Here is a 21,568-nt window from a genome sequence, read left to right on the forward strand (position 1 = left end):
AGGGGGCGGCGGGTTCGGCGGTGGGCTCGGCGTCGGCGGGGGCCGCGGTGGCCGTCGGATCGAGCGGGAGCGGGGACGCGTGGTCCCGGTCCTGGTCCCGGACCTCGGGCGGGGCGTCCGCGACGGGCCCTCCGGTGCGTCCCTTCCGGTGAGTCGACTGCTCCACTGGTCCCCCGATCCTGGACGCGCGAAAAGCCCCGCGGCGCAGGGCCGGGGGCGACGTCCTCACACAGGTATATGTAAACGCTGTTGACTCTGTCAAATCGGTATCTGTCTGCCCGTTTCGGTAGGCGTTCGGTGTTCGCGGGTGTCAACCTGGAATCCTGAAAGCCAGATCACGGCCGCCGAGGGGTGTTCAGATGGACCGTCCGGAGCGAACCGGAGGCGGCGCGGTGCCCACGCGCGGCCGTGCGGTCACGCGCGCCCGCATCCTGGCCAGCGCGAAGGAGCTGTTCACCGACGAGGGGTACGGCGCGGTCTCCTCCCGCAAGATCGCCTCGCACGCGGGCGTCAACGTGGCGCTCATCAACCGGTACTTCGGCGCCAAGAGCGGCCTGTTGGCCGAGATCCTGCGCGAGGACGGCGTCTTCCCCGGACTGATCGAGGGGGACCCCGCCACCCTCAGCCGCCGCCTCGCCGAGCACGCCGTGAGCCGCCTGTACGGCGAGGGGACCCCGCTGCAGCGGGCGCTGGACGACTCCGCCGGGGACCCCGACCTCCAGGCCGTCTACCAGGGGCGCCTCAAGACCGCCATGCTCGACCCCCTCACCGCCTACCTGGGCCGGGAGAACGCGTCCGTCCACGCCTCCCTGGTGGCGGCGGTCATGCTCGGCCTGACCAGGGTCCGCCTCATCGAGGGCGGCACGGCCCTGCGGGCGCACGAGCGGTCCCAGCTCACCGACCGGATCGAGGCCATGCTCGACCTGTGCCTGGCCGAGTTCGGTCCCACCGGCGAGGACTGACCGTTTGCCGGTCCGGCAAGCCCGCTCGCCGGATCCGGGGCCCGCGGGGAGAGTGGTGCGTGGAGGTGGTCGAGATGCACCACGAGAACACCGGGTCCCACGCGCACAGCCTGCCGGAGGAGATGGGCGCGGACTTCTGGAACGAGCGCTACCGGACCAAGGACCGGGTCTGGAGCGGCAGGCCCAACCGCCAGCTGGTGGCGGAGGCGGCGGACCTGGCGCCCGGCCGCGCCCTGGACGTGGGCAGCGGTGAGGGCGCCGACAGCGTCTGGCTGGCCGAGCGCGGATGGCGGGTGACCGCGGTCGACATCTCGACCGTGGCGCTGGAGCGGGCCGCGGCCCACGCCCGCGAACGCGGGGACGCGGTCGCCGACCGGATCACCTGGCGGCAGGCGGACCTGACCGGATGGGCCCCGCCCGAGGCCGCCTTCGACCTGGTGTCCGCGCAGTTCATGCACCTGCGCCCGGAGCCCATGGCCCGGCTCGTCGGCGCGCTGGCCGCCGCGGTGGCGCCCGGCGGACACCTGCTGATCGTGGGCCACCACCCGGCCGACGTGGCGAACCACGTGCCGAGGCCGCCGTACCCGGAGATGTTCTACACCGCCGAGGACCTCGTCGCCCTGCTGCCGGACACGGGCTGGTCGGTGGTCGTCGGCGAGGCGCGCCCGAACTCCCAGACCCTCGACGGCAGGGTCTACGAGGTCCACGACGCGGTGCTGCGCGTCCGCCGCGACCCGGCCTGAGGCCGGCCAGGAGTGGGAAATCGGTGTCCGACGTACCCGAAGCCCTGTGCGTGACCGGTCCGCGGCGTATCTTGGGTCACACCGAATCCGGCCGGTCGCGGCCCGAACGGAGGAACCGTGCAGCCCGAGACCGTACTCACCGGCGGCCGCGTGGTGGACGGCACCGGGGGCCCCGCCCGCCGTGCCGACCTCGTCCTGCGGGACGGCCGCGTCAGCCACATCGCGCCGCCCGGACGCGCACGGAGCACCGGCGAGACCGTGGACGTGGGCGGGCTGGTCGTCGCGCCCGGCTTCATCGACATGCACGCCCACTCCGACCTGGCCATCCTCGCCGACCCCGCGCACGAGGCCAAGACGCTCCAGGGCGTCACGCTGGAGGTCCTCGGCCAGGACGGCCTCGGCTACGCGCCCGTCACCGACGGCACCGTGGACGAGATCCGCACCCAGATCGCGGGCTGGAACGGCACCCCCGACCTCGACCACGCCTGGCGCGGTGTCGGCGAGTACCTGGACCGTGTCGACCGGGGCGCGGCCGTCAACGCCGCCTGCCTCGTGCCGCACGGCAACGTGCGCATGGCGGTGGTGGGCGGCCAGGACCGGCCGCCCACGGAGGCCGAGACGGCGCGCATGCGGGCGATGATCGCCGAGGGGATGGCCGACGGTGCGCACGGGCTGTCCACGGGGCTCACCTACACGCCCGGGATGTACGCGACCGACGACGAGATCGTCGACCTCCTGGCGCCGGTGCGCGCCGGGGGCGGCTACTACTGCCCCCACCACCGCAACTACGGCACCCGGGTCGTGGAGTCCTACCAGGAGTGCCTGGACGTCGCCCGCCGCGCCCACGTCCCGCTGCACCTGGCGCACTGCCACGTCAACTTCCCGATCAACCGCGGCCGCGCGCCGGAGGTGCTCGACGCCATCGACGAGGCCACCGTCCGCTACGGCCTCGACGTCACCCTGGACAGCTACCCCTACCAGGCCGGCGCCACCTACCTGGGCGCCCCGTTGCCGAGCTGGGCGCAGGCGGGCGGCACCGCCGCCACGCTGGAGCGGCTGCGCGACGGGCCCACACGCGCGCGGATCCTGCACGAGATCGAGGTGGAGGGGACCGACGGCAACCACGGCGTTCCGATGGACTGGTCCGCGATCGTGGTCACCGGCGTCGCGGACCCGTCGCTGTCCTGGGCGGTGGGGTCGGCCGTCGCGGACCTGGCGAAGAGCCGCGGGGAGGAGCCCGGCCGGGTCTACGCCGACCTGCTCGTCGCGGACGAGCTGCGCAGCGGGTGCCTGCTCCAGGTCGGCAACGAGGAGAACATCCGTACCATCATGCGGCACAGCTCCCACACGGCGGGGAGCGACGGCATCCTCGTCGGCGACAGGCCGCACCCGCGCGGCTGGGGCACCTTCCCCCGCTACCTCGGCCACTACGTGCGCGAGCTGGAGGTCCTGACCCTGGAGGAGTGCGTGCGGCACCTCACCTCCCGGCCCGCGCGCCGCCTGGGGCTGACCGACCGTGGAGCCGTCCACCTCGGCGCGATCGCCGACCTGGTGGTCTTCGACCCGGACACGGTCGCGGCGGGCGCCACCTACGAGGAACCGCGCCGCGCGCCGGTGGGCATCGAGCACGTGCTGGTGGCGGGGGAGTTCACGGTCCGGGACGGTCGGCGCACCGACCGCCTCCCGGGGCGCTCGGTCCGGTCGGGCGCCTCGGTCCACCGCGCCAACCTCTGACCCCGGCGGCCGGCCGACGAGGACGGCGAGGCCCCCGGGGCGGTCAGCCGATGGGGACGGTGGTGAACGCGGGGCGGTCAGCCGATGACGATGGCCCCGGCCAGGACCGGGTCGGCGAACGACACGGTCCCGTGGCCCGAGGCGAGGGCGCGGCTGCCCTGGCAGCTGGTGCCCGCGAAGAGCGCGAACTTGATCCGGGCCTCGGTGGCGACCTCGGTGACACCGCCCTGGCCGGTCTCCAGCGGGCGGCAGCCGCCGTTGTTCAGCGTCTGCTGGTGGCCGGACTCGAAGGTGACCCGAACCGTGGCGGTCTCGTCCCCCTTGCGCGACAGGCCGGAGATCGCTCCGGCGATCGTGGCGGACATGGTCGCGAGGTTGGCAGGGCGAATCGGCACGGGGTTCCCCTCTTCCGCCGTACGCGTCCGGACACGACAGAATCCGGAGAGCACGGAGTTGATTACTCTGTGTCATTTAGCTACAGGTCGGCCCGAAAGGAGAGGAGGGCCGACGGAGTGTCGGCGGATTTCTCCGGAGGAGGGTGCGTTGTCGCGGCGTGCGGCGGCGGTTAGGATCGGGCGGACCGAGACGAGAGGGGGACCGACGTGACGCTGCTGCTCGCGCTCGCCGAGTTCCTCCTGCTGGGCGCCCTTCCCACGGAACTGGTGGCCACGCCCTCGTCCCTCGGGCTGCTCGTGCTCGCCCTCGGTGCGGCGCTGGCCTGCACGGTGCTCTTCGGAGCCCGCAGCCTGCCCACCGGCGACACGGCGACCGGGACCGCGCACGCGATGCGCCGCAGGTCCCGGCGGTTGCCCGTCCTCACCCTGTGCGACCCCGACGCGGCGGGCCGACCCCGCCCCCGCGCACCAGGCGGAGCCCTCCCGGCCGCCTGCTGACCGAGCGCACCCCCGTTTTCCCCGCTGGTGCCCGCGCGCCCTCGTGCGCGCACGGTCCGGGCGGCCCGACGTCTGTTCCCACCTCGGACGAAGGGCCTCACCTTGTACAGCTTCGGGCCGATCGCGGCCGCCATGTCCCTGCTCTCCACGATCCTGTCGGGCCTGGCCGCCTGGCTCACACCCCTCACCGCCGGCCTGTCGTTCGGGCTCGCGGTGGTGCTCCTGACCGTCGTTGTGCGCCTCGTGCTCGTCCCGCTGGGCGTGGCGCAGGTGCGCGCCGAGAAGGCGCGGGCGCGGATCGCCCCGCGGCTGGCCGCCATCACCGCCGAGCACCGGAACGACCCGCAACGGCTGGTCGCCGAACAGCGGAAGGCCTACGAGGAGGCCGGCACCTCGCCGTTGGCCGGGTGCATGCCCGCCCTGCTCCAGATGCCCGTGGTCATCGCCCTGTACGGGGTGTTCATCGGGGCCGGGGGAGTGGACGAGCCGCTGCTGACGCACACCTTCGCCGGCGTCGAACTGGGCGCCACGATGCTGGGCGGCGCCGAGGGACTGCTGGTGGCACCGGTGTTCGCGGTGCTGGTGGGGTTGATCGCGCTGGTGGCGTGGGCCAACCGCCGGTACCTCATGCTGCCGATGATGCGTGCCAACGCGGCGGCCGCCGAGGGGCGGCCGCCGGTGCCGGGCGTGCTGACCTACCTGCAGTTCGTCACGGTCGTGGTGGCCGTGTTCGTGCCGCTGGCCGCGGTCCTGTACCTGCTGACCTCGACGTCCTGGGCGCTGGGCGAGCGGCTCGTCCTGCGCCGGATCCTGCCCGACTGAGCCGCGGGGGCGGTGGCCGGGCGGCCCGGGTCAGAACTCGACGGTGACGCAGGCCAGGCGGTCGCCCGCGGTCCCCGCCTCGCCGTGCTCGGTGCTGGTGTGCTGGTCGTGGAGGACCAGCGACCGCGCCTCGCCCTCGCGGAACGTCCAGTCGACGGTGGCCGTCGTGACGGCGTTGCCGTCGGCGTCGGTGGTGAAGTCCAGCCACACCTCGTTCTCCGGGTTGGCGTAGGCGGGGTCGGAGGACGGCTCGTCCTCGGTCGCGGCGGGGTCGGCCTCGTTCTGGTAGTGCGGCCCGGCGTCGGACGGCTCCTCACCGCACGGCTGGGTGTGCACGTGGGCGCCGAAGTCGCGGTCGCCCTCCAGCCCGGTCGCGGTGAACTGGACGCTGGTCTGTTCACCCTCCTCCCGGACCTGGACGTCGGCGGTGGCGCCCACGGGCACGGCCGTCTCGTCGTAGGTGACGGCTCCCGCGCCCTCGCTCCACTCCATGAAGATGGACGCCGTCACGCTGGGGGAGGTGGTCGGCTGCACGGACTGGTCGGTGGGGGTCGCGGTGCCCTCGTCGGGGGTCTCCGCCTGCGAGCACCCCGTGGCGAGGATCGTGGTCAGGGCCAAGCCGACGGTGAGCGTGGTCGTACGCATGACGGGTCTCCCGGTGTGGTCGCTGTCTTGCCCGCAACGTTACCCAAGGCACCCGATGGATAACTATGCGTGCTGGGGGTGGCTCGCCGGGGGCGGGAAGGGGGTGCGGAGAGTGAAGGCCTCGGGGGAGGGGCCGATCTCACGCAACAGGTCGAGCTTCCTTCCGGCCTCCTCGACAGTGGGGATCGTACCGGCGGGAATCCACCACAGCGCCACCAGGACCCCGTCCATGCGCTCGAACCACGTGCGCCGCCGGCGGAGCAGGTCGAGGTGGTCGGTGCGGTACGTGAAGTCCCAGAGCGAGTCCACGTCCGTCCAGACGGAGAAGTTGATGATCGTGTTCGGTCCGAACGGGCGGAGCCGGGTGGCGTCGCTCTCGCCCTGTTCGATCAGTCGCCACACGAACCCGGGGGAGCGGTCGGCGAGCGCGTTGACGGGTTCCAGCTGGTCGGTGAAGCCCCGCATGGAGGGGTCGTCGAGCTCCGCCTTGAGCAGGCCGAGGTTGATCTGCGCGAGGTGATGGGCGGCGTCGGCGCCGGTGGGGGCGGGCGTGGAGGCGGGGGTGGAAGCACTCATGGGTCCGAGCACACCACAGCCGCGGCTTCTAAGTCAATCTTCATTGTTTTTGGAAACCGTGACGCAGCAGCGGCCCTCGGCCGGATCCATCCGGGCGCGCGACCCGTCCTCGCCGCGGCCCTCCAGCACGCCCCGCAGGAGTTCGAGGTTGAGGCCGCAGGCCAGCGGCGGGAAGGCCCGCGCGAGGGAGTGGAACGGGCAGTTGCGCAGCCGGAGCGCCTCGCCCGCGGGTTCCGGCTCGTAGCCGCGGTCGCGCAGGAGGTCGGGCAGGGCGGCATCCCGGCCCGCCGCCGCGCCGATCCGGCGCCCCTCCTCGCGGGCGGCGGCGTGCAGTGCTTCCTCCGCGCCGTGCCGCTCGACCGCCTCGGCGAGGACGCGCGCGGCCAGTGCGTAGTCGCGGGGCGGCAGGTGCAGCGACAGCTCGCGGTCCGCGCGCCGGTACAGCTTGGCCGGGCGCCCCGAGCCCGGCCCCTCCCGGCCGTTCACCTTGCGCCGGGTGACCTCCAGCAGCCCCGCCTCGGCGAGCTTGTCCAGATGGTGCGCGGCGAGGGTGCGCTGGACGCCGAGGGCGTCCGCGGCCTCCCCGCGGCTGACGTCGTCGTCCGCGGCGGCCACGTACTCGTACAACCGGCGCCGCAGCGGGTCGGCGAGCGTGTGGGCGGCGTGCGCGGCGTCGATCGAGGCGTGGTCCATGCCCCCATTGTGCGCGCGGCCGCACTGGAGGTGCCCCGCCCCGGCCGCCCGCCGGCGAGCGGCCGGAAAGCGTGCACCACGGGGCGGTTGGGCGGGGAGGGAACGGAGAAGATGTAACACATATCACATCGAAAGGCTGATCTGTGAGTACCGATCACTCTCCCGGTCCCATCGAGAGCCCGCCGCCCGCGCACGACCCCGACTCCGGTGAGGCGCGGTCGACCGTGATCCGCAAACTGACCGGCGTCGTCGCCGGGGTGGTGGCGGGGCTGGTCGTCTACCTCCTCATGCCGGCGGTCAACCTGCCCGTCGACGCCGACGGCACCATGGTCCCCGAGGGCGACCCGTCCTCGAACGCCGCGATGGTCGCCGCCGTGGCCACCGTCATGGCCGTGTGGTGGATGACCGAGGCGCTGCCCCTGGCCGCCACGGCCCTGCTCCCGCTCGTGCTGTTCCCGGTCCTCCTGGCGGACACCGAGATCGGGGACGTCACGGCCCCCTACGCGAACCAGATCATCTTCCTGTTCATGGGCGGGTTCATCATCGCCCTGGCCATGCAGCGGTGGAACCTGCACAGGCGCTTCGCGCTCGCGATCATCGGCGGGGTCGGCACGGGCCCGGTCACGATCATCGGCGGGTTCATGCTCGCGACCGGCGTCCTGAGCATGTGGGTGTCGAACACGGCGACGACCATGATGATGATGCCCATCGGTGTGGCCGTGATCGGCCTGGTCACCCAGCTCAGGAACGGCCGGACGGACGCCAACTTCGCCACGGCGCTCATGCTGGGCATCGCCTACGCGGCCTCGATCGGATCGGTGTCCACGCTCATCGGGACGCCGCCCAACGCCTTCATGGCGGGGTACCTGTCGGCCGAGCACGGCATCGACGTGGGCTTCGGCCAGTGGATGATCGTCGGCGCCCCACTGGCCGCGGTCTTCCTGGTCGTCTGCTGGCTGGTGCTCACCAGGGTCGTCTACCCGCCCACCCCGGGCGGGATCGGTGAGGCGCGCTCCCACATCCGCCAGGAGCTACGGGAGATGGGCCCGCTCTCGCGCGGCGAGTGGACGGTGCTCGTGGTGTTCGTCCTGACCGCCCTGGCGTGGATCACCATCCCGCTCCTCGCGGACAGTGCGACCATCGGCACGGCACTGCCCTGGCTGGCCAGTATCTCCGACGGAGGGATCGCGATCGCCGCCGCCGTCGTGCTGTTCCTCATCCCGGTCGACAACGCGCGGGGCATCCGGGCCATCGACTGGGAGACCGCCGTCAAGCTGCCGTGGGGCGTGCTGCTGTTGTTCGGCGGCGGACTGAGCCTGTCCGCGCAGTTCGGGTCGAGCGGCCTGAGTCTGTGGATCGGTGACGTGGTCGGCGGGATGGCCGGCGTACCGGGATGGGTGTTCATCCTCATCGTCACGGCACTGGTGCTGCTGCTCACCGAGCTCACCAGTAACACCGCCACGGCCTCGATCTTCGTGCCGGTGATGGCGGGCGTCGCCCTGGGCCTGGACCTGCCGGTCATGACGCTGGTCGTACCGGTCGCCCTGGCCGCCACGATGGCGTTCATGCTGCCGGTCGCCACACCGCCCAACGCGATCGTCTTCGGTACGGGCCACGTCCGGATCGGCCAGATGGTCAAGGCGGGCGTCCTGCTCAACGTCCTCGCGGTGGTGTTCATCATGCTGACGATGTACACGACCGTCCTGTGGGTCTTCGGCCTCTGACGAACCGGCCACCGCGGCCGTCGCGACTCCTGGAGCCGGACGCGGAGAATCGTGGGAGGCGTGGGCGTGGCGTTCGGCATGTGTCGGCACGATCCGATGCCGAGTCCGCGTTCCCTCCACGGGCCGTTGTCGCGAACGTCCGGTGCGACCGATTCCTTCCGCATGTGGTCCTGAAATGGCGTGTCCCGCGTCAGCTCCGCTGCCGTTCACGACGCGCGGGAGAACGCCCGGGCCGTGCTCGTGTTTCGGCTGCGCGGGACACGACGGGAATGGTTCGTCCGCCGCGTTGTCAGGCATGCGGAAGCGGCGGGCCGCGTTGGGGCCCGCCGCTTTGTCACCTCTGAAAGGTCACCCGTCGGTCACGTGCTCCCGCATCAGATATAGGGGCAGGAGTCGCGGTAGTCGGAGTACGGCGATCCCCAGCCGGTGCTCGGCGCGGGGCAGAGGAACTGCTCGTAGCGGTCGTCCTCGTCCACGAACACCTTCAGCCAGGAGACGCTGTTGCTCGCGAGCTCGGTGTTGCGGCTGCTGGTGACGAGGTGGCCCTCGCCGTCCAGTTCCACGTAGGCCCGCTCGGTGCTGGTGCTCAGGCTGTTGTAGAAGGGGATGGAGTGGGAGGAGTTGGGCGCGATGGTGTCGTTCTCGGCTCCGATGATCATGGTGGGGACGGTGACACCGCCCCAGGTCTTGTCGGTGTGCCAGGGAGTGAGCGGGATGGCCGCCTTCAGCTCGGGGCGGTCCTCGGCCGCGGCGAGGGTGCCGCCGCCGCCCATGGAGTGGCCCATGGCGGCGAGGCGGTTGGGATCGACCAGGTCGGACACGTCGCTGTCCTCGGCCAAGTAGTCCAGCGCGGCCTCGATCTGGCGGCCGCGGCTGTCGGGCTGGTCGTAGCGGGTGTTGGTGTCGATGTTGAAGGCGACGAACCCGTGCGAGGCCAGGTACTCGCCCAGCCACGCCATGGCGGAGGAGGACTCGGTGTAGCCAGGGGCGATGACCACACCGCCGTAGGTCTGGCCGTCGTCCTCCGGGTAGTAGACGGTGCCGCCACCGAAGCCGCTGACGGACCAGGAGGAGACGGAGTCCTCGTCGACGTCGAAGGGGCCGCTGGAGGCCTCGATGCTGGAGGTGGTGGGGTCCGGGCCGCGCTCGTAGGGGCTGTCGGCCGCGGCGGGGGCGACCGCGCCGAGGGTCAGGCCGGCGGCCATGGCGACGGCCAGAGCGGCGCGGGAGGCCACGCGGGTGGCCAGCGGCAGGAGAACGGACTCGGAACCTTCAGGGGAGGGGGTGTTCTTCGTTCGCACGTCGTTTCCTTCTTTGCGGGGGGTGAGGGCCCAAAGGGGTGAGGCCCACCCGTTGACCCTGGAGGGAAGGGAACGTGATGGGTGTTCTTTTCGCCTCGTGTTTCACTATGGTGTCCTGCTGGTGAAGACGAATCAGGGAAACCACCGGCTATCCGTACCGCCGAGTTCGGGCAGGGGAGAGCAGGTGGAAACACCGACCTGAACCTGTGTTCTCCGACGCGGCGCTCGGGTGTTTTCCGCTCTTCCGCGTCGCGCGCCCCCCAAGGGTGGTTTTCTCCGGCCCCGACGGCATGTACGGACCATTGTCATGATTCGCGTGACCGAAGTACGAGCACGCCCCGAGTCCTCTCGCCGCTCGGGCCCGGGCGGCTCCGACAGGCCGGGCGGTGGGAGACTGGCGGGGACCACGACACCTGCTGAACAGGCGACATGCGAACGATCAGACGCGGCGGCGAGCACGAGTTGGAGATCAGGCGCTCCAGGTTCATCTGCGCGCTGGCCCGGGTGGACGACGAGGAGGCCGCGCGGGCCTTCATCGCCGAACGCCGCAAGGAGCACTGGAACGCCAACCACAACTGCACCGCGTACGTCCTCGGCGACGACGGCGGGGTGCAGCGGTCCAGCGACGACGGTGAGCCCGGTGGGACCGCCGGGGTGCCCATGCTGGAGGTGCTGCGGCACCGGCGGCTGACCGACACCGTCGCCGTGGTCACCCGCTACTTCGGCGGCGTCAAGCTCGGGGCCGGCGGGCTCATCCGCGCCTACGGCAGCGCCGTCTCCGCGGCCGTGGACGAGGTCGGCGTCCTGGAGCGCCGGGAGCTGCTCGTCGTGGACGTCTTCGCGGACTACGTGCTGGGCGGGCGGTTGGAGAGCGACCTGCGCGGTTCCGACGTCACCGTGCGCGAGGTCGCCTACGAGGACCGCGTCCGCATCGAGGTCGCGCTGGCCGAGGCCGACCTTCCCGACTTCGAGATCCGCCTGGCCGAGATCACCGGAGGACGGGCCGAACACCAGGTCCGGGGCACCACGGTGGTCGAAGTCGAGCCGTGACGCGGCGGGCAACGACGTTTACACATGCGTAACGAGTGGTGGGACGTGTGTACCCGCGTTCCCCCGCCGCTTAGGATTTGCCGTAAACGTCGTCGTTCGCGGGGAGTCACCGTCCATGCGCAGCCCAGGAGTGCCCCAGGCGTTCACCTGTGGCCTCGTGGTGCTGCTGATCGTCGGCTGTACCGGCGACACGGAGCCCCCGGAGCCCCGGCCGGAGGACGAACCGGCCCCCCTCCCCACCGAGTTCGAGGGTGACCCGCCGCCGGGGATCGAGGGCGAGGTCCTGCGCTACCTGCACGGTGACGGCGCCGAGGCCCCCGACCTGCTCAACGATCCCCTCGGCGTGCGGATCAGTCCCGTCGAGGCGGCCTTCCTCATCAGTTCCGACGGTGAGGACCGACACCTGCTGAGCGACGCCGCCACCGGTGACACCCTCTGGGAGGGCGAGGCGCGCTTCCGCGGGTTCGCCGAGGACCGGGACGGCGAGCGGGTCCTGCTCATGGCCGGAACCGACGACGTCCCCTTCGTCCTGGACGCCGGCGGCGAGCAGGTGTGGTCCCCGGAGGAGACGGGCGACACCTACCTCGACGGCGTCGTGGTGCGCTACCCCGACGAGTGGAGCTTCGACGAGCCCCACGGCGCGTACACCGTGCTCGACACCGGCGGCGACGTGCTGTGGGAGTACGAGTTCGCGGACGGCGGCGCGGGCGAGGACGACCCCGTGGGCGAGCCGTCCGAGGACGCCACCGCCGACGACGAGGCGGCGGAGGCGGACGAGGAAGCGGAGGCCGAGGAGGGTTCCGAGGACGAGGACCCGTCGGACGACACGTCCCGAACCGGGGTACCCGTCGCCGCCCGTGGGGATCTGCTGCTGCTCTCGGACGGCGGCTCCGAACTCCGGGCCCGTTCGCTGGACCCCGACTCCGACTCCACGGGAGAGGAGTTGTGGTCGGTCTCCGGCACCGACGAGGACCTCGGGCTGTCGGCCTCCGGCCCGGTACCCGCGCCACAGGTGGTCGGCGTGTACCCGGCGGCCGAGGACCCGGACGAGGACGGCTCCGACGACACCGACGGCTCAGGTGACTCCGAGGGCTCGGGCGATTCCGAGGACTCCGGCTCCGCCGACGATCAGAACGGGGACGGTGCCGACGAGGGCAGCGGCGAGCAGTCGGCCTCGGATTCCGCCTCCGGCTCCGACTCCGGCACTGACCCGGGTTCGGACTCCGACGAGATCGTGCTGCTGCGCTGGGCACTGGCCGAGTCCCCGTCGACGCTCTCCGCCCACGACGCCGACAACGGTGACCTGCTGTGGACGCTGCGGGAACCGGGCCCCAACCCGGTCGCCCAGCCGTTCGACCCGGCCGGGCTCACCGGCAGCCTCCACGACGACGCCACCGGCACGCTGATGCTGCCCCAGGCCAGCGGCGAGGCGACGGCGATCGCGGTGGACATGGCCACCGGCGAGGTCCTGTGGAGCCTGGAGGACGACGACGTCTCGATCTCGCTGGCCTTCGCGCACGACGGCATGTTCTACGGGGACATCCGCACGAACGACGACCAGGGCGAGCAGTTGGTGTTGGACGCCCTCACGATGGACACGGTGAGCGACGAACTCACGTCGTACGTGGAGGCGGTCACCGAGAGCGGGCACGCCGTGCTCGTGCAGGACCGGCAGCGTTTCGTGTACGGTCCGCCTCCGCAGGACGACCCCTCCGACGAGGGCGCGGAGGACGCCGATCCGTCAGCGGATCCGGAGGACGAACCCTCCGAGGACCCCTCGTAGAGCGAGTGCTGCCCAGGCCGGTCGAGCGCTCGGACCCCAGAGTTCCCGAGCCCCCGAGCCGGGGTCACCCCGTGCCTCCGGTGCCCCGGCCCCCTCCCGCCGTCAGGACCGGCGGTCGGGCACGCGCACGATGACCTGGAGCCCGAGGGCGCCGGTGTCCACCGTGCCGTCCTCGAACGCCTCCCACTGCCAGCGGGCCAGGTCGGACTCGCCCACGCCCACCACCAGCGTGTTCGGCGGGATGTTGCCCAGCACGTGTTCGTCGGCGGTGCCCAGCGGACGCGGCACGATGACCACCAGCGGGTGCTCCCGGCTCTGCTCGACGCCGTGGATCGGGTCCGGGGCGGACAGGTCGGGCATCGTCGTCGGGATCAGCGAGTGCAGCGGCTGACCCGACTTCAGCACCCGGATCGGCAGCCCCTGCGCGTGCAGCGCGTCGGCGATCACCCGCACGGTGTCGGAGCCGAGACCGCGCTCGCCGCCGACGGCCACCAGTCCCCGCACGCGGGTGAAGTCGATGTGCACGAGCGTGTGGCCGTCCTCCAGCGTGCCCAGGCACACCAGGACGCCGCTGACGACGGGCCGCGCCATCGTGTGCGTGGAGGTGGCGAAGTTGACCGGCCCGGAGACGCCCGAACCGCGCCCGTAGCGCCACGTGGTCGTGTTGACGACCCGCCAGGACGTCGCCGGGGGCGTGGCGCCGGCCGGCACGATCGCCGTGGTCTCGTCGGGCGTGGTGAGGATCGCGACGGGACGCGCGGGCACGTCGGCGGGTGCGCCCAGCAGGTCCGAGTGCGCCCCACCGGCCCGGTGCACGGCGTCGGCGTCGTCGGCGATGCGCTCCGTCGCCTCACGGCGCCGCCGGGCGGCGACGGCGGGTCGCGCGGCCCGCGGGTTCTTCGGCCTGTTCCTCCTTATCGCGGCGATCGTGCGGAACGGCCACGCGATCCCGCGGAACACCGGCTGCCAGAACAGTGTCAGCAGGGTCAGCAGCACGAGGCCGATCGCGCCCGCGATGAGGATCCGCGGGTCGATCTTGGGCCGCTCCTGCTCCTCGTTGAGGTCGACGGTCTCGCCCTGCGCGGGCGACTCCTCCTCCTCGGGCGGCGGGGTGTAGGCGGGCGGGGGCGGCGGCGGGGTCGGTGGTGCGACGCCCAGGGCGTTGGCCTGGTCGACCGCGACCACGCACAGGGGGTCCCGCCCCTCGTAGACGCCCTCACCGCCGGAGTCGAAGGGGACGACCAGCCGCCACTCCGGCAGGACCGCGCGGTCCTCGCCGAGGGCCTGGCCGTCCGCCTGCGTGCGGCCGGCGTTGAGCTCGTAGATCTCGTCGGCCCGCTCGGCGTCGTCCAGGATCAGGTCGGCGATGGCCTCCAGCCCCGGGGACCCCTCGGGGACGACGTAGTAGTAGACCTCCGGGCAGATGTCGTAGCCGGTGGTGGCGTCCGCCGTCCCGGTCGTGTCGGTCCCGGTGCCGTCCGTGCCCGTCCCGGTCGTGGTGTCGGGCGCCGTGGTGTCGGCCCGGGCCGGAGCGGCGGGAACCGCCACGAGCGCGGTCGCGAGTGCGCTCGCGAGGGCGGCACCGGTGGCGAGTGCCGCGGCGGACCTCGCCACCCGCGTCGTCGCCGACCGGTGCGTCAGGGGCCGTGCCGCCGCTGTCAGGGTCACTCGCTCTCTCCCGTGGATGGTGGATGTCTGCGCTGGTGGGCGTCGCTGGAGGGAGGATGCCGCGAATCTCCTCCCGGTTCGGGGGAACTCGGCACTCTCCAGGAGCATCTGTTCACTCGCGGGCATGGGAGTCTATGATGTCGGACTCGCACGGTGCCCGAGGCCCCGGGCCTTGCACGAACCCTCACACGGATCGGACCGCACCCTCGGTGTGCCGTCGGACCGACGCCGATCCGGGACTTGGAAAGCGAGCACATCGGGACGTGGCGAAGCAACCGCGTGACTACCTCAGGTGGGACCTCCTCGACCGTGGCGAGGACCCTGTCCCGTGGTCCGTCAGCGATGTGCGCTCGCTGAAGACCTTCTACGAGAAGCTGTCGGACGCCGCCGAGCAGGCGGCCACCGACATGCGGCGACTGGAGGGCGACAAGCTCGGCGAGGGCGACACCGTCTCCGCGCTCAAGGAGCTCGTCAACGAGCTGCCCAAGCACCTGGACAAGGCCCAGGACGCCTACGAGGGCGGCTACAAGGCCTTGGACAAGTGGATGGTGGCGCTGGAGCAGGCCAGGCGCGACAGCGCGGTCGTCGCCAGGCAGGCGTCGGACGCCTACCTCGCGCTGGAGGACACCGAGGCCTGGAAGGAGAAGGTCGACGGCGACGACCCCGTCCGCGAAGCGCACATCCGCAGGCTCGACTCGGTCCTGAGCGACATGAACGTCGCGGCCGAGGAGTGCAAGAACGCCCTGGACGAGGCGAAGCAGGGCAACCCGAACGAGCTGTGGGGCTGGCTGGACGCGGTCGTCACGTGGGTGGAGGAGAACCCGCTCATCTACGCGGTGGCCATGGTCGTCGTGGGACTCGCGGCCATCTTCATCCCCGGCCTGGGCATCGCCCTGGCGCTGGCGGCGCTCTCGATCAGCGCGGCCACCCTGCACCGGGAGGGCAAGCTCGGCTTCAACAAGGAGTCGGTCTTCACGCTGGGCATGGACGCCGTGTCGCTGATCCCCGGCGGCGCGCTGCTCAGGGGCGGCCGTGCGGCGAGCCGGGCCGTGGGTGCCGCCGCCACGCGGGTGCCGGGACGTGTGGGCAGCCGGGTGACGAGCGCGGCCACAGCGGTCCGCAACTCGGGTGCCGCCCGCACGGTCACCAGCGCGGCGGGGCGGGTCAACCGCGCACGCAACGCCGTGACCAGCACTCGGACCGGGAACATCGCCTACAGCGTGGGCCGGGACACTTCGGCGAGCTTCGCCGCCTCCGTCAGCACGCAGATGATCGTCGACGGGAAGAGTCTCAGTGAATTCGGCGGGGACGGCTGGGGTCACGAGATCGCGACCGCCTTCGCCACCAGCGTCGCGGGTGCCACCGTCAGCGCCGTCAAGGCCGGGCCCACCCCGGTGGCGGATCCCGGCGGCGGCTCGCCCGATCCGGTGAACGTGTCCGATGGAGGCGGTCCGGCCGCGGACGGCGGCCCGGGTGCGGATGGCGGTCCGGCCGCGGACGGCGGCCCGACTCCTGACGGGGGACCGACTCCTGACGGGGGACCGACTCCTGACGGGGGACCGACTCCCGGTGGTGGCGCACCGGACCCGTTGGGCGCACCCGACTCGGTGGACGCGACGGGCGGTGCCCCGGCTCCGGACAGCGGCCCGACTCCCGCCGGTGTCGGCCCGGACGGCAGCGACGCCCCCGGTACGGGCGGCTCCCCGACCGTGTCCGCGGGCCCGGATCCGAACGGGGCGCCCTCGGGAACCCCGGCCCCGGCGCCTGACTCCGGCGATGCCTCGACCCCGGCGGGGATCGGTGAAGCCCCACAGGCCCCGACCACTCCCGATACCGCGGACGCCCCCGCTACGGGCGACGCCTCACACGCGGGTGACACCCCCGGTCCGGGCGAGACGGGCGGACCGCGCGGTGACGGGGACGGTCCCACCCGCGAGGAGCCCGCGCCCGTGGCGGCCTCCGGGGGAGCGGGAGACATCCACCGTGCCGGCCAACGGCCGTCGAACCAGCCGGGAGACCTCGACGCGGACGGGTCCCCCCGGACCACGAACCCGGACACGGCCGACTCCGCCCGCGGCCGGAACCGGGACCCCGAACCGGCCTCGAACCCGGACCAGCAGGGGTCCCCGGCCGCCGACGCGGTCGCCCACGGGCCCGTCGACGGCGCCGCCGACCCCGGGACAGGAGGCGCACCGGACACCGCCGACCCCTCCCGTGGTCCGGACACCGGTACTCCCGCCCCGGACGCGGGTGACGGACATGGCGCGCCGCGGCGGTTCGGCACGGACGGGGAGTACACGACCTCACACGGCCCGGACGGCGGGCGGACGGTCAACTTCCGCTACCCCGGCAACGGGGAGGGTGTCCGTGACTTCAGCATGGACGTGAGCGGCGACGGCGTGGACGTCGACGGCTCCACCGTGCGCCGTACCGCCGACGGATTCGGCGTGACCGCCCCGGACGGTGCGTCGGCCACGACCGGCCTCCACGGCGAGGGTTCGGTCGATCTGACCGGCCCGGGCGGCCGACCCGGCGCCTCGTACCGGGACAACGAGGTCACCGTGCCCACCCGGGACGGCGGCGTCACGGTGTCCCGGACCCTTCCGGGGTCCTCCGACGGCGCCGACGGCACCTCCCCCGCCGGCCCCCGCCGCCCCACTCTCCACACCGACGACGGCCCCACCATCCGCACCGACGACGGCCTGTACGTCACCCGTGTGGACGACGCGGGCCGGACCAGGATCAACCACACCGGCGACGGTCCCGTCGACCTGCGCTTCGACGGCCAGGGACCGGAGATCTCCAGGCCCGCGCCGGACGGTTCGTCGTCCTCGACGCCCCGAACCCGGGTCGCGGACCCCGCGACCGGCAGGACGACGCAGATCGGCGTCGACGGCTACCGCGTCGACACCCCGGACGGGACCGCGCACTCCTATGACCGCGCCACCGACACCGCGTCCGTGGACTCCGGTACCACGCGGGTCGAGGCCTCGCCCGGTTCCGTCCGCGTGGCCGACGACTCCAGGGGCATCGACCTGTGGCAGTCGCGCGACGGGGTCGGCCAGGCGCGCGGCGCCGGGTCCAGCGCCCTCGTCCGCGGGGACGGCAGCGCCGAGATCGGGACCGACAACGCCACACTCACACCTCGGGCCACCCAGGACGCCCAGGGCAACGTCACCATCGCCGGCACCAGCACCACACCCGGACAGGTCCGGACCGACAACGGCACGGACGTGCGCATCGCCGCGGAGAACGGTGTCGTCACGGTCCAGGTCCGCGGCGACGACGGCATGACGCGCGTCTACGACACCGAGGGCCGCCCCATGGGCCCCTACCCGCCGCTGCGTCCGGACCCGGCGACCGGGCAGCCCTCCGTGGTGACCGACGGGACGCGGGTGACGCTCACCCCGGGTTCCACACCGGGTCCCTCGGGGTACCCGGCCCCGGCCTTGCGGGTCGAGACCTCCCAGGGGTGGACCGTGACCACGGGGGCCGACGGAGAGGTCTCCGTCCGCACACCCGCGGACGGCCGGGGCGACGCGCTGGAGATCAGCCGCCGGCCGGACGGCTCCACGGAGATGCGCAGCGGCGACCACAGTGTCGTGTCCGCGCGGGCAGGCCAGGGGGTGGACACGCCCTCGCGCGTGCAGGCGTACGGCCCCGGCGGTGTCCGGGCGGGCACCACCAGCGGCGACACCTACGTCAGTGACGGGTCGACCAGGACGGATGTCACGGCCGGACCCTCCTCCGGTCTGGGAGAGGGGCGGACCGGGAGCGCGACGGAGCCCCACGGCACCTACGCGGGCCAGGACGGTCGCGGCGGACGGGTCGAGACCGGTGACGGGGTGACCGTCCGGACCAGCGGCAACGAGGTCCAGGCCGACGTCCCGCACCGCGACGGCGGTGCGCGCGCCGTGCGCAACGGGGATCGCACCATCGAGGCCGGTTCCGGACACACGAGCATGAGAGGGTCCGATCCGGACAGCGGCCGCCCCGTGTACCGCCCGGGAGAGCAGGCCGGGGACGCGGGCCGAGTGCCGCCCGGCTGGCGCGTGAGCGCTGACGGCGACTCCATGCACGGCCGGACGCGCCCGGGGTACGAGATCGACGTGTCGCGTGATCCGAACCCCCTGACCCGCCCGTTCAGGGACACCGACCATGTCGCGTTCCGCTCCGGCGACGTCGTCGGCGAACGCGCGCCCTCCGGCCGGACCGAGGTCACCGACGGCCGTGGCAACACCATGCGCGACGGCCGGTCCGGTGTCCGGGTCCAGGGCGGAGACGGTCGGCCCGAACTGCGCATCACGGACGACCACGTCCGGGTCAGCGCTCCGGACGGGTCGCGCCAGCGCGTGGACATCCCGCACCGGAGCGATGGCTCCGGGGCCCCGCGCACGGACGACGGGTCGACGCCTCCGCGCCAGGACGGCGAGGGCGGTGCTCCACGTGCGGACGACGACGCTCCTCGCCGAGACGACGCCGACGCCGACGTCCCCGTGCGGCCGGACCCGGACGGCTCTCCCGCACCCGGGGACGGCGGTCGGCCCGGAGGCGGGGACGAGCCTCCCGCCCGCTCGTTGCTGAACAGCCGGCGGGTGGCCCTGGAGGGGATCCCGTTCGAGGTCGCCAAGAACGCCCTCAACCTGGTCACCGGGCTCGGGGCCGACATGTTCCGGGTCTGGGCGGACCTGTGGGTCGACCCGGTGAACGGCCTCAACCCGGAGTTCCTCAGCGACCCGAAGTACTGGTCGCAGGCCGCCATGCAACTCGCTACGGCGGTACCCAAGGGCGCGTCGGAGAGCCGGTACGGCGGAACGCCGGGCCTGCCCGACGAGGGCGTCGGCGGCGACGTCGCCGGGTTCCCCCTGGAGTTCGCCCACCAGGCGTCCCGCAACAACCTCAGGGACGCGTACATGGAGGAGTACCACCCGTCGGGCCCGGAGGGCCCCGAGGACGTCTGGGAGGAGATGGAGGCCGCCGACGAGGCCGAGGCGGAGCAGGGGCGCGCGCAGGACATCCGACGTGAGATCAAGGTCCTGGACGCGATGCTCTCCGACGACATGTCCGCGGAGCTCCAGGGCAGGCGCGACGGGATGTCACCGGAGCAGCGCCGGACCCTCGACCGCTTCCTGGAGGGCGCGGAGGAGGAACGGGACCGGCTCCGCCGGGAGCTCGACGGACTACACGGAGGCAGGGATTGATGCGGTACGACTCCGATGGGGGGAGCGGCTGATGGCCAGGTGCGTCAGGATCGACATGGACGCCGTGATCGAGATGCAGAACTCGCTGGTGCGCATCGTCAACTCCTTCGCCAACGAGGACGTCGAGAGTCCCGAGGAACGGGCCGAGGACATCGGCCCCGGCAACCTCGTGGACAAGGCCAAGGACTACGGCAAGGACTGCAAGAAGAACTACGAGCGCCAGTCCGAGGACCTGAACGCCCTGCTCAAGGCCCTCACCCCCGTCATCGAGTCCTTCCAGGAGACCGATGACGAGCTGGGCAGGAGCCTGACCGACGACAAGGCGTGCGCGCCGCCCGCCCGGCGCGACCAGCCCGTCTGACGCCCGGCCCGACCAGCGCCGCGGCCCGAGGAGGAGGACCAACGCATGCCGTACCTGTTCGAAGAGGATGTCCCGCGGACGGACATCATGTTCGACATCGACATCCCCGAGACCTGGATGGAGTACGACCTGTCCGGTGACGCGCTGGCCGGTCTGCGGGCCCAGGCCCTGGAACGGCACGGCAACCGTCCCGAGGAGACCGAGGCGCTCAACGATCTGTTCACCGACATCGCCAACGTCACCAGCGACGCCACCGGGGCGGGCATGCTCTCGGCCGCCGGAGCCTTTGAGGAGTACGACGACGGCTTCTTCATGGCGACCGTCTGCGTGTTCGCGTTCCCGGCCGGCAAGGGGGAGCAGACCCTCGATCCCCTCCGCCTGGTCGAGTACATCCACCCGGACTCGGCCACCGCCCGCGAGGGCACCTGGCTGCGCAAGACCGCCGTCGACCTCACCGAGCAGGGGCTGGGCCGGTGCGGGCGCATCTACGGCGTCACCGACTACGACACCGACGAGGCCGTCATCCGGTCGGTGGTCATGCACACGGCCTTCGAGTACGCCGACCTGAACAAGCGGATCCTGGTCAGCTGCACCAGCCCCAACTCGCGGGAGGCGGCGGAGGTCCTGGACCTCTTCGACGCCATCACCGGGACCGCGCGCTTCTGGGAGCGCGAGGTCGTCCCCGGGCACTGACCCGAACGGTGATCAGTGGTAAACACTGTGGCACCAGGAGCGAACCACCACACCACCGGACGTATCCACCACAATGGATGGCCGGGTCGGCCCTCGGCCCCGGACCCCGCCCCCTCCGGCGGAGACCGCCGGCCAGGACGGTCGGCCCGGCCCCGCCCGGTCCACCCTACGGACACATGAGGAGAGACACATGCCCGCCTACAACGTCGACAGCGACAAGACCGAGGAGACCTCGGGCTCCCTCACGCAGGAGTTCAACGAGTTCACCGAGCGGCTGCAAGGCATCAAGAACAAGGTCGACGCCCTCATCTCCGACGGCTACAGCACCCCCGCCGCCGAGAAGCACTTCCGGCCGTTCTTCGAGGACTTCAACAGCGGTTTCGAGGACGTGAACAACGGCCTCGACGGCATCGCCAAGTACATCAAGCAGGTCGGCACCACGTTCGGCGAGACCGACGAGAAGCTCGGCGAGGGCCTCAAGGGCTAGGCGGTGCTCGGCGGACACCCGCACCCGGCGGGGTGCGGCTCCGACTCCGGCGGTGCGCCCGTGGGGGCGCACGGGACCCCGCGGGCCCCGGCCCGTGACGGGGCCCGCGGGTGGCCGCGGACCGCGGCGGTGTCCGCGGCGTGACCGCCCGGGTCCGTCCCGCCCCGCGCCGCCCCCCCGCCCCCGCCCCGCGCCGTACCGGCCGCGGTGCTCTCCCGCCTCGATCCCTGAC

At 72.5% G+C, this 21,568-nt stretch carries 18 protein-coding genes; 12 read left to right on the plus strand and 6 right to left on the minus strand.

Annotated features, from left to right (window positions below):
• Window positions 1-359 precede the first annotated feature (359 nt).
• The 3 genes from HNR10_RS17610 to HNR10_RS17620 all read left to right on the plus strand — a co-directional run bounded on the left by HNR10_RS17610 (window position 360) and on the right by HNR10_RS17620 (window position 3,439).
• Window positions 360-962 carry a TetR/AcrR family transcriptional regulator gene (locus HNR10_RS17610; RefSeq protein WP_179824941.1) on the plus strand — a complete coding sequence of 201 codons (603 nt, stop codon included), beginning with the start codon at window positions 360-362 and terminating at the stop codon, window positions 960-962.
• A gap of 74 nt (window positions 963-1,036) precedes the next feature.
• Entirely contained in the window at window positions 1,037-1,705 is a 669-nt protein-coding gene (locus HNR10_RS17615) for an SAM-dependent methyltransferase (RefSeq protein ID WP_179824942.1), read from the plus strand.
• Window positions 1,706-1,822: 117 nt separating this feature from the next.
• Window positions 1,823-3,439 carry an N-acyl-D-amino-acid deacylase family protein gene (locus tag HNR10_RS17620; RefSeq protein WP_179824943.1) on the plus strand — a complete coding sequence of 539 codons (1,617 nt, stop codon included), beginning with the start codon at window positions 1,823-1,825 and terminating at the stop codon, window positions 3,437-3,439.
• Window positions 3,440-3,516: 77 nt separating this feature from the next.
• On the opposite strand, the gene HNR10_RS17625 is transcribed toward HNR10_RS17620, so the two are convergent.
• Entirely contained in the window at window positions 3,517-3,834 is a 318-nt protein-coding gene (locus HNR10_RS17625; RefSeq protein WP_053619141.1) for a hypothetical protein, read from the minus strand.
• A gap of 207 nt (window positions 3,835-4,041) precedes the next feature.
• On the opposite strand from HNR10_RS17625, the gene HNR10_RS17630 reads away from it, so the two are divergent.
• Together HNR10_RS17630 and HNR10_RS17635 are read left to right on the plus strand one after the other, a co-directional pair.
• Window positions 4,042-4,332: a DUF6412 domain-containing protein gene (locus tag HNR10_RS17630; RefSeq protein WP_179824944.1), complete on the plus strand. Its 291-nt coding sequence runs from the start codon at window positions 4,042-4,044 to the stop codon at window positions 4,330-4,332.
• A gap of 102 nt (window positions 4,333-4,434) precedes the next feature.
• Window positions 4,435-5,154: a YidC/Oxa1 family membrane protein insertase gene (locus HNR10_RS17635; RefSeq protein WP_179824945.1), complete on the plus strand. Its 720-nt coding sequence runs from the start codon at window positions 4,435-4,437 to the stop codon at window positions 5,152-5,154.
• Between the two features lie 30 nt (window positions 5,155-5,184).
• Here the strand turns inward: HNR10_RS17635 and HNR10_RS17640 are convergent, their stop codons facing one another.
• From HNR10_RS17640 to HNR10_RS17650, 3 genes are all read right to left on the minus strand, one after another.
• Complete coding sequence (locus HNR10_RS17640) at window positions 5,185-5,799, minus strand: superoxide dismutase family protein (protein ID WP_179824946.1); 615 nt, start codon at window positions 5,797-5,799, stop codon at window positions 5,185-5,187.
• A 63-nt stretch (window positions 5,800-5,862) separates the two neighbouring features.
• On the minus strand, window positions 5,863-6,375 hold the full coding sequence (locus HNR10_RS17645; RefSeq protein WP_179824948.1) for a DUF3291 domain-containing protein: 513 nt from the start codon (window positions 6,373-6,375) through the stop codon (window positions 5,863-5,865).
• Between the two features lie 33 nt (window positions 6,376-6,408).
• The gene (locus HNR10_RS17650) at window positions 6,409-7,068 is read right to left on the minus strand and encodes a helix-turn-helix transcriptional regulator (RefSeq protein ID WP_179824949.1); all 660 of its coding nucleotides are present in this window, start codon (window positions 7,066-7,068) and stop codon (window positions 6,409-6,411) included.
• A 143-nt stretch (window positions 7,069-7,211) separates the two neighbouring features.
• Here HNR10_RS17650 and HNR10_RS17655 point away from each other — a divergent pair, with 143 nt between their 5' ends.
• The gene (locus HNR10_RS17655) at window positions 7,212-8,792 is read left to right on the plus strand and encodes an SLC13 family permease (RefSeq protein ID WP_376769760.1); all 1,581 of its coding nucleotides are present in this window, start codon (window positions 7,212-7,214) and stop codon (window positions 8,790-8,792) included.
• A 374-nt stretch (window positions 8,793-9,166) separates the two neighbouring features.
• Here HNR10_RS17655 and HNR10_RS17660 read toward each other — a convergent pair whose 3' ends face one another.
• Window positions 9,167-10,093: an alpha/beta hydrolase family protein gene (locus tag HNR10_RS17660; RefSeq protein WP_376769761.1), complete on the minus strand. Its 927-nt coding sequence runs from the start codon at window positions 10,091-10,093 to the stop codon at window positions 9,167-9,169.
• A gap of 429 nt (window positions 10,094-10,522) precedes the next feature.
• Here HNR10_RS17660 and HNR10_RS17665 point away from each other — a divergent pair, with 429 nt between their 5' ends.
• Together HNR10_RS17665 and HNR10_RS17670 are read left to right on the plus strand one after the other, a co-directional pair.
• Window positions 10,523-11,143: a YigZ family protein gene (locus HNR10_RS17665; protein ID WP_179824951.1), complete on the plus strand. Its 621-nt coding sequence runs from the start codon at window positions 10,523-10,525 to the stop codon at window positions 11,141-11,143.
• A 115-nt stretch (window positions 11,144-11,258) separates the two neighbouring features.
• Window positions 11,259-12,926: an outer membrane protein assembly factor BamB family protein gene (locus HNR10_RS17670; RefSeq protein ID WP_179824953.1), complete on the plus strand. Its 1,668-nt coding sequence runs from the start codon at window positions 11,259-11,261 to the stop codon at window positions 12,924-12,926.
• Window positions 12,927-13,028: 102 nt separating this feature from the next.
• Here HNR10_RS17670 and HNR10_RS17675 read toward each other — a convergent pair whose 3' ends face one another.
• Window positions 13,029-14,594, minus strand: a complete 1,566-nt coding sequence (locus HNR10_RS17675) for a hypothetical protein (protein ID WP_179824955.1) — start codon at window positions 14,592-14,594, stop codon at window positions 13,029-13,031.
• A 263-nt stretch (window positions 14,595-14,857) separates the two neighbouring features.
• Between HNR10_RS17675 and HNR10_RS17680 the strand changes: the two genes are divergently transcribed.
• The 4 genes from HNR10_RS17680 to HNR10_RS17695 all read left to right on the plus strand — a co-directional run bounded on the left by HNR10_RS17680 (window position 14,858) and on the right by HNR10_RS17695 (window position 21,336).
• On the plus strand, window positions 14,858-19,795 hold the full coding sequence (locus HNR10_RS17680; protein WP_179824956.1) for a hypothetical protein: 4,938 nt from the start codon (window positions 14,858-14,860) through the stop codon (window positions 19,793-19,795).
• Window positions 19,796-19,826: 31 nt separating this feature from the next.
• Entirely contained in the window at window positions 19,827-20,156 is a 330-nt protein-coding gene (locus HNR10_RS17685; RefSeq protein WP_179824959.1) for a hypothetical protein, read from the plus strand.
• Window positions 20,157-20,201: 45 nt separating this feature from the next.
• Window positions 20,202-20,849, plus strand: a complete 648-nt coding sequence (locus HNR10_RS17690) for a hypothetical protein (protein WP_179824960.1) — start codon at window positions 20,202-20,204, stop codon at window positions 20,847-20,849.
• Between the two features lie 190 nt (window positions 20,850-21,039).
• Window positions 21,040-21,336, plus strand: a complete 297-nt coding sequence (locus HNR10_RS17695; protein ID WP_179824962.1) for a WXG100 family type VII secretion target — start codon at window positions 21,040-21,042, stop codon at window positions 21,334-21,336.
• Window positions 21,337-21,568: the final 232 nt, after the last annotated feature.

It is taken from the genome of Nocardiopsis aegyptia (assembly GCF_013410755.1).
GTDB classification, from domain to species: domain Bacteria; phylum Actinomycetota; class Actinomycetes; order Streptosporangiales; family Streptosporangiaceae; genus Nocardiopsis; species Nocardiopsis aegyptia.

What these genes read in the sequence shown, in the direction of transcription:
- HNR10_RS17610 (WP_179824941.1), top strand. Translation starts at nt 360, where the DNA reads ATGGACCGTCCGGAGCGAACCGGAGGCGGCGCGGTGCCCACGCGCGGC.
- HNR10_RS17615 (WP_179824942.1), top strand. Translation starts at nt 1,037, where the DNA reads ATGCACCACGAGAACACCGGGTCCCACGCGCACAGCCTGCCGGAGGAG.
- HNR10_RS17640 (WP_179824946.1), bottom strand. Translation starts at nt 5,799, where the DNA reads ATGCGTACGACCACGCTCACCGTCGGCTTGGCCCTGACCACGATCCTC.
- HNR10_RS17645 (WP_179824948.1), bottom strand. Translation starts at nt 6,375, where the DNA reads ATGAGTGCTTCCACCCCCGCCTCCACGCCCGCCCCCACCGGCGCCGAC.
- HNR10_RS17650 (WP_179824949.1), bottom strand. Translation starts at nt 7,068, where the DNA reads ATGGACCACGCCTCGATCGACGCCGCGCACGCCGCCCACACGCTCGCC.
- HNR10_RS17665 (WP_179824951.1), top strand. Translation starts at nt 10,523, where the DNA reads ATGCGAACGATCAGACGCGGCGGCGAGCACGAGTTGGAGATCAGGCGC.
- HNR10_RS17670 (WP_179824953.1), top strand. Translation starts at nt 11,259, where the DNA reads ATGCGCAGCCCAGGAGTGCCCCAGGCGTTCACCTGTGGCCTCGTGGTG.
- HNR10_RS17685 (WP_179824959.1), top strand. Translation starts at nt 19,827, where the DNA reads ATGGCCAGGTGCGTCAGGATCGACATGGACGCCGTGATCGAGATGCAG.
- HNR10_RS17690 (WP_179824960.1), top strand. Translation starts at nt 20,202, where the DNA reads ATGCCGTACCTGTTCGAAGAGGATGTCCCGCGGACGGACATCATGTTC.
- HNR10_RS17695 (WP_179824962.1), top strand. Translation starts at nt 21,040, where the DNA reads ATGCCCGCCTACAACGTCGACAGCGACAAGACCGAGGAGACCTCGGGC.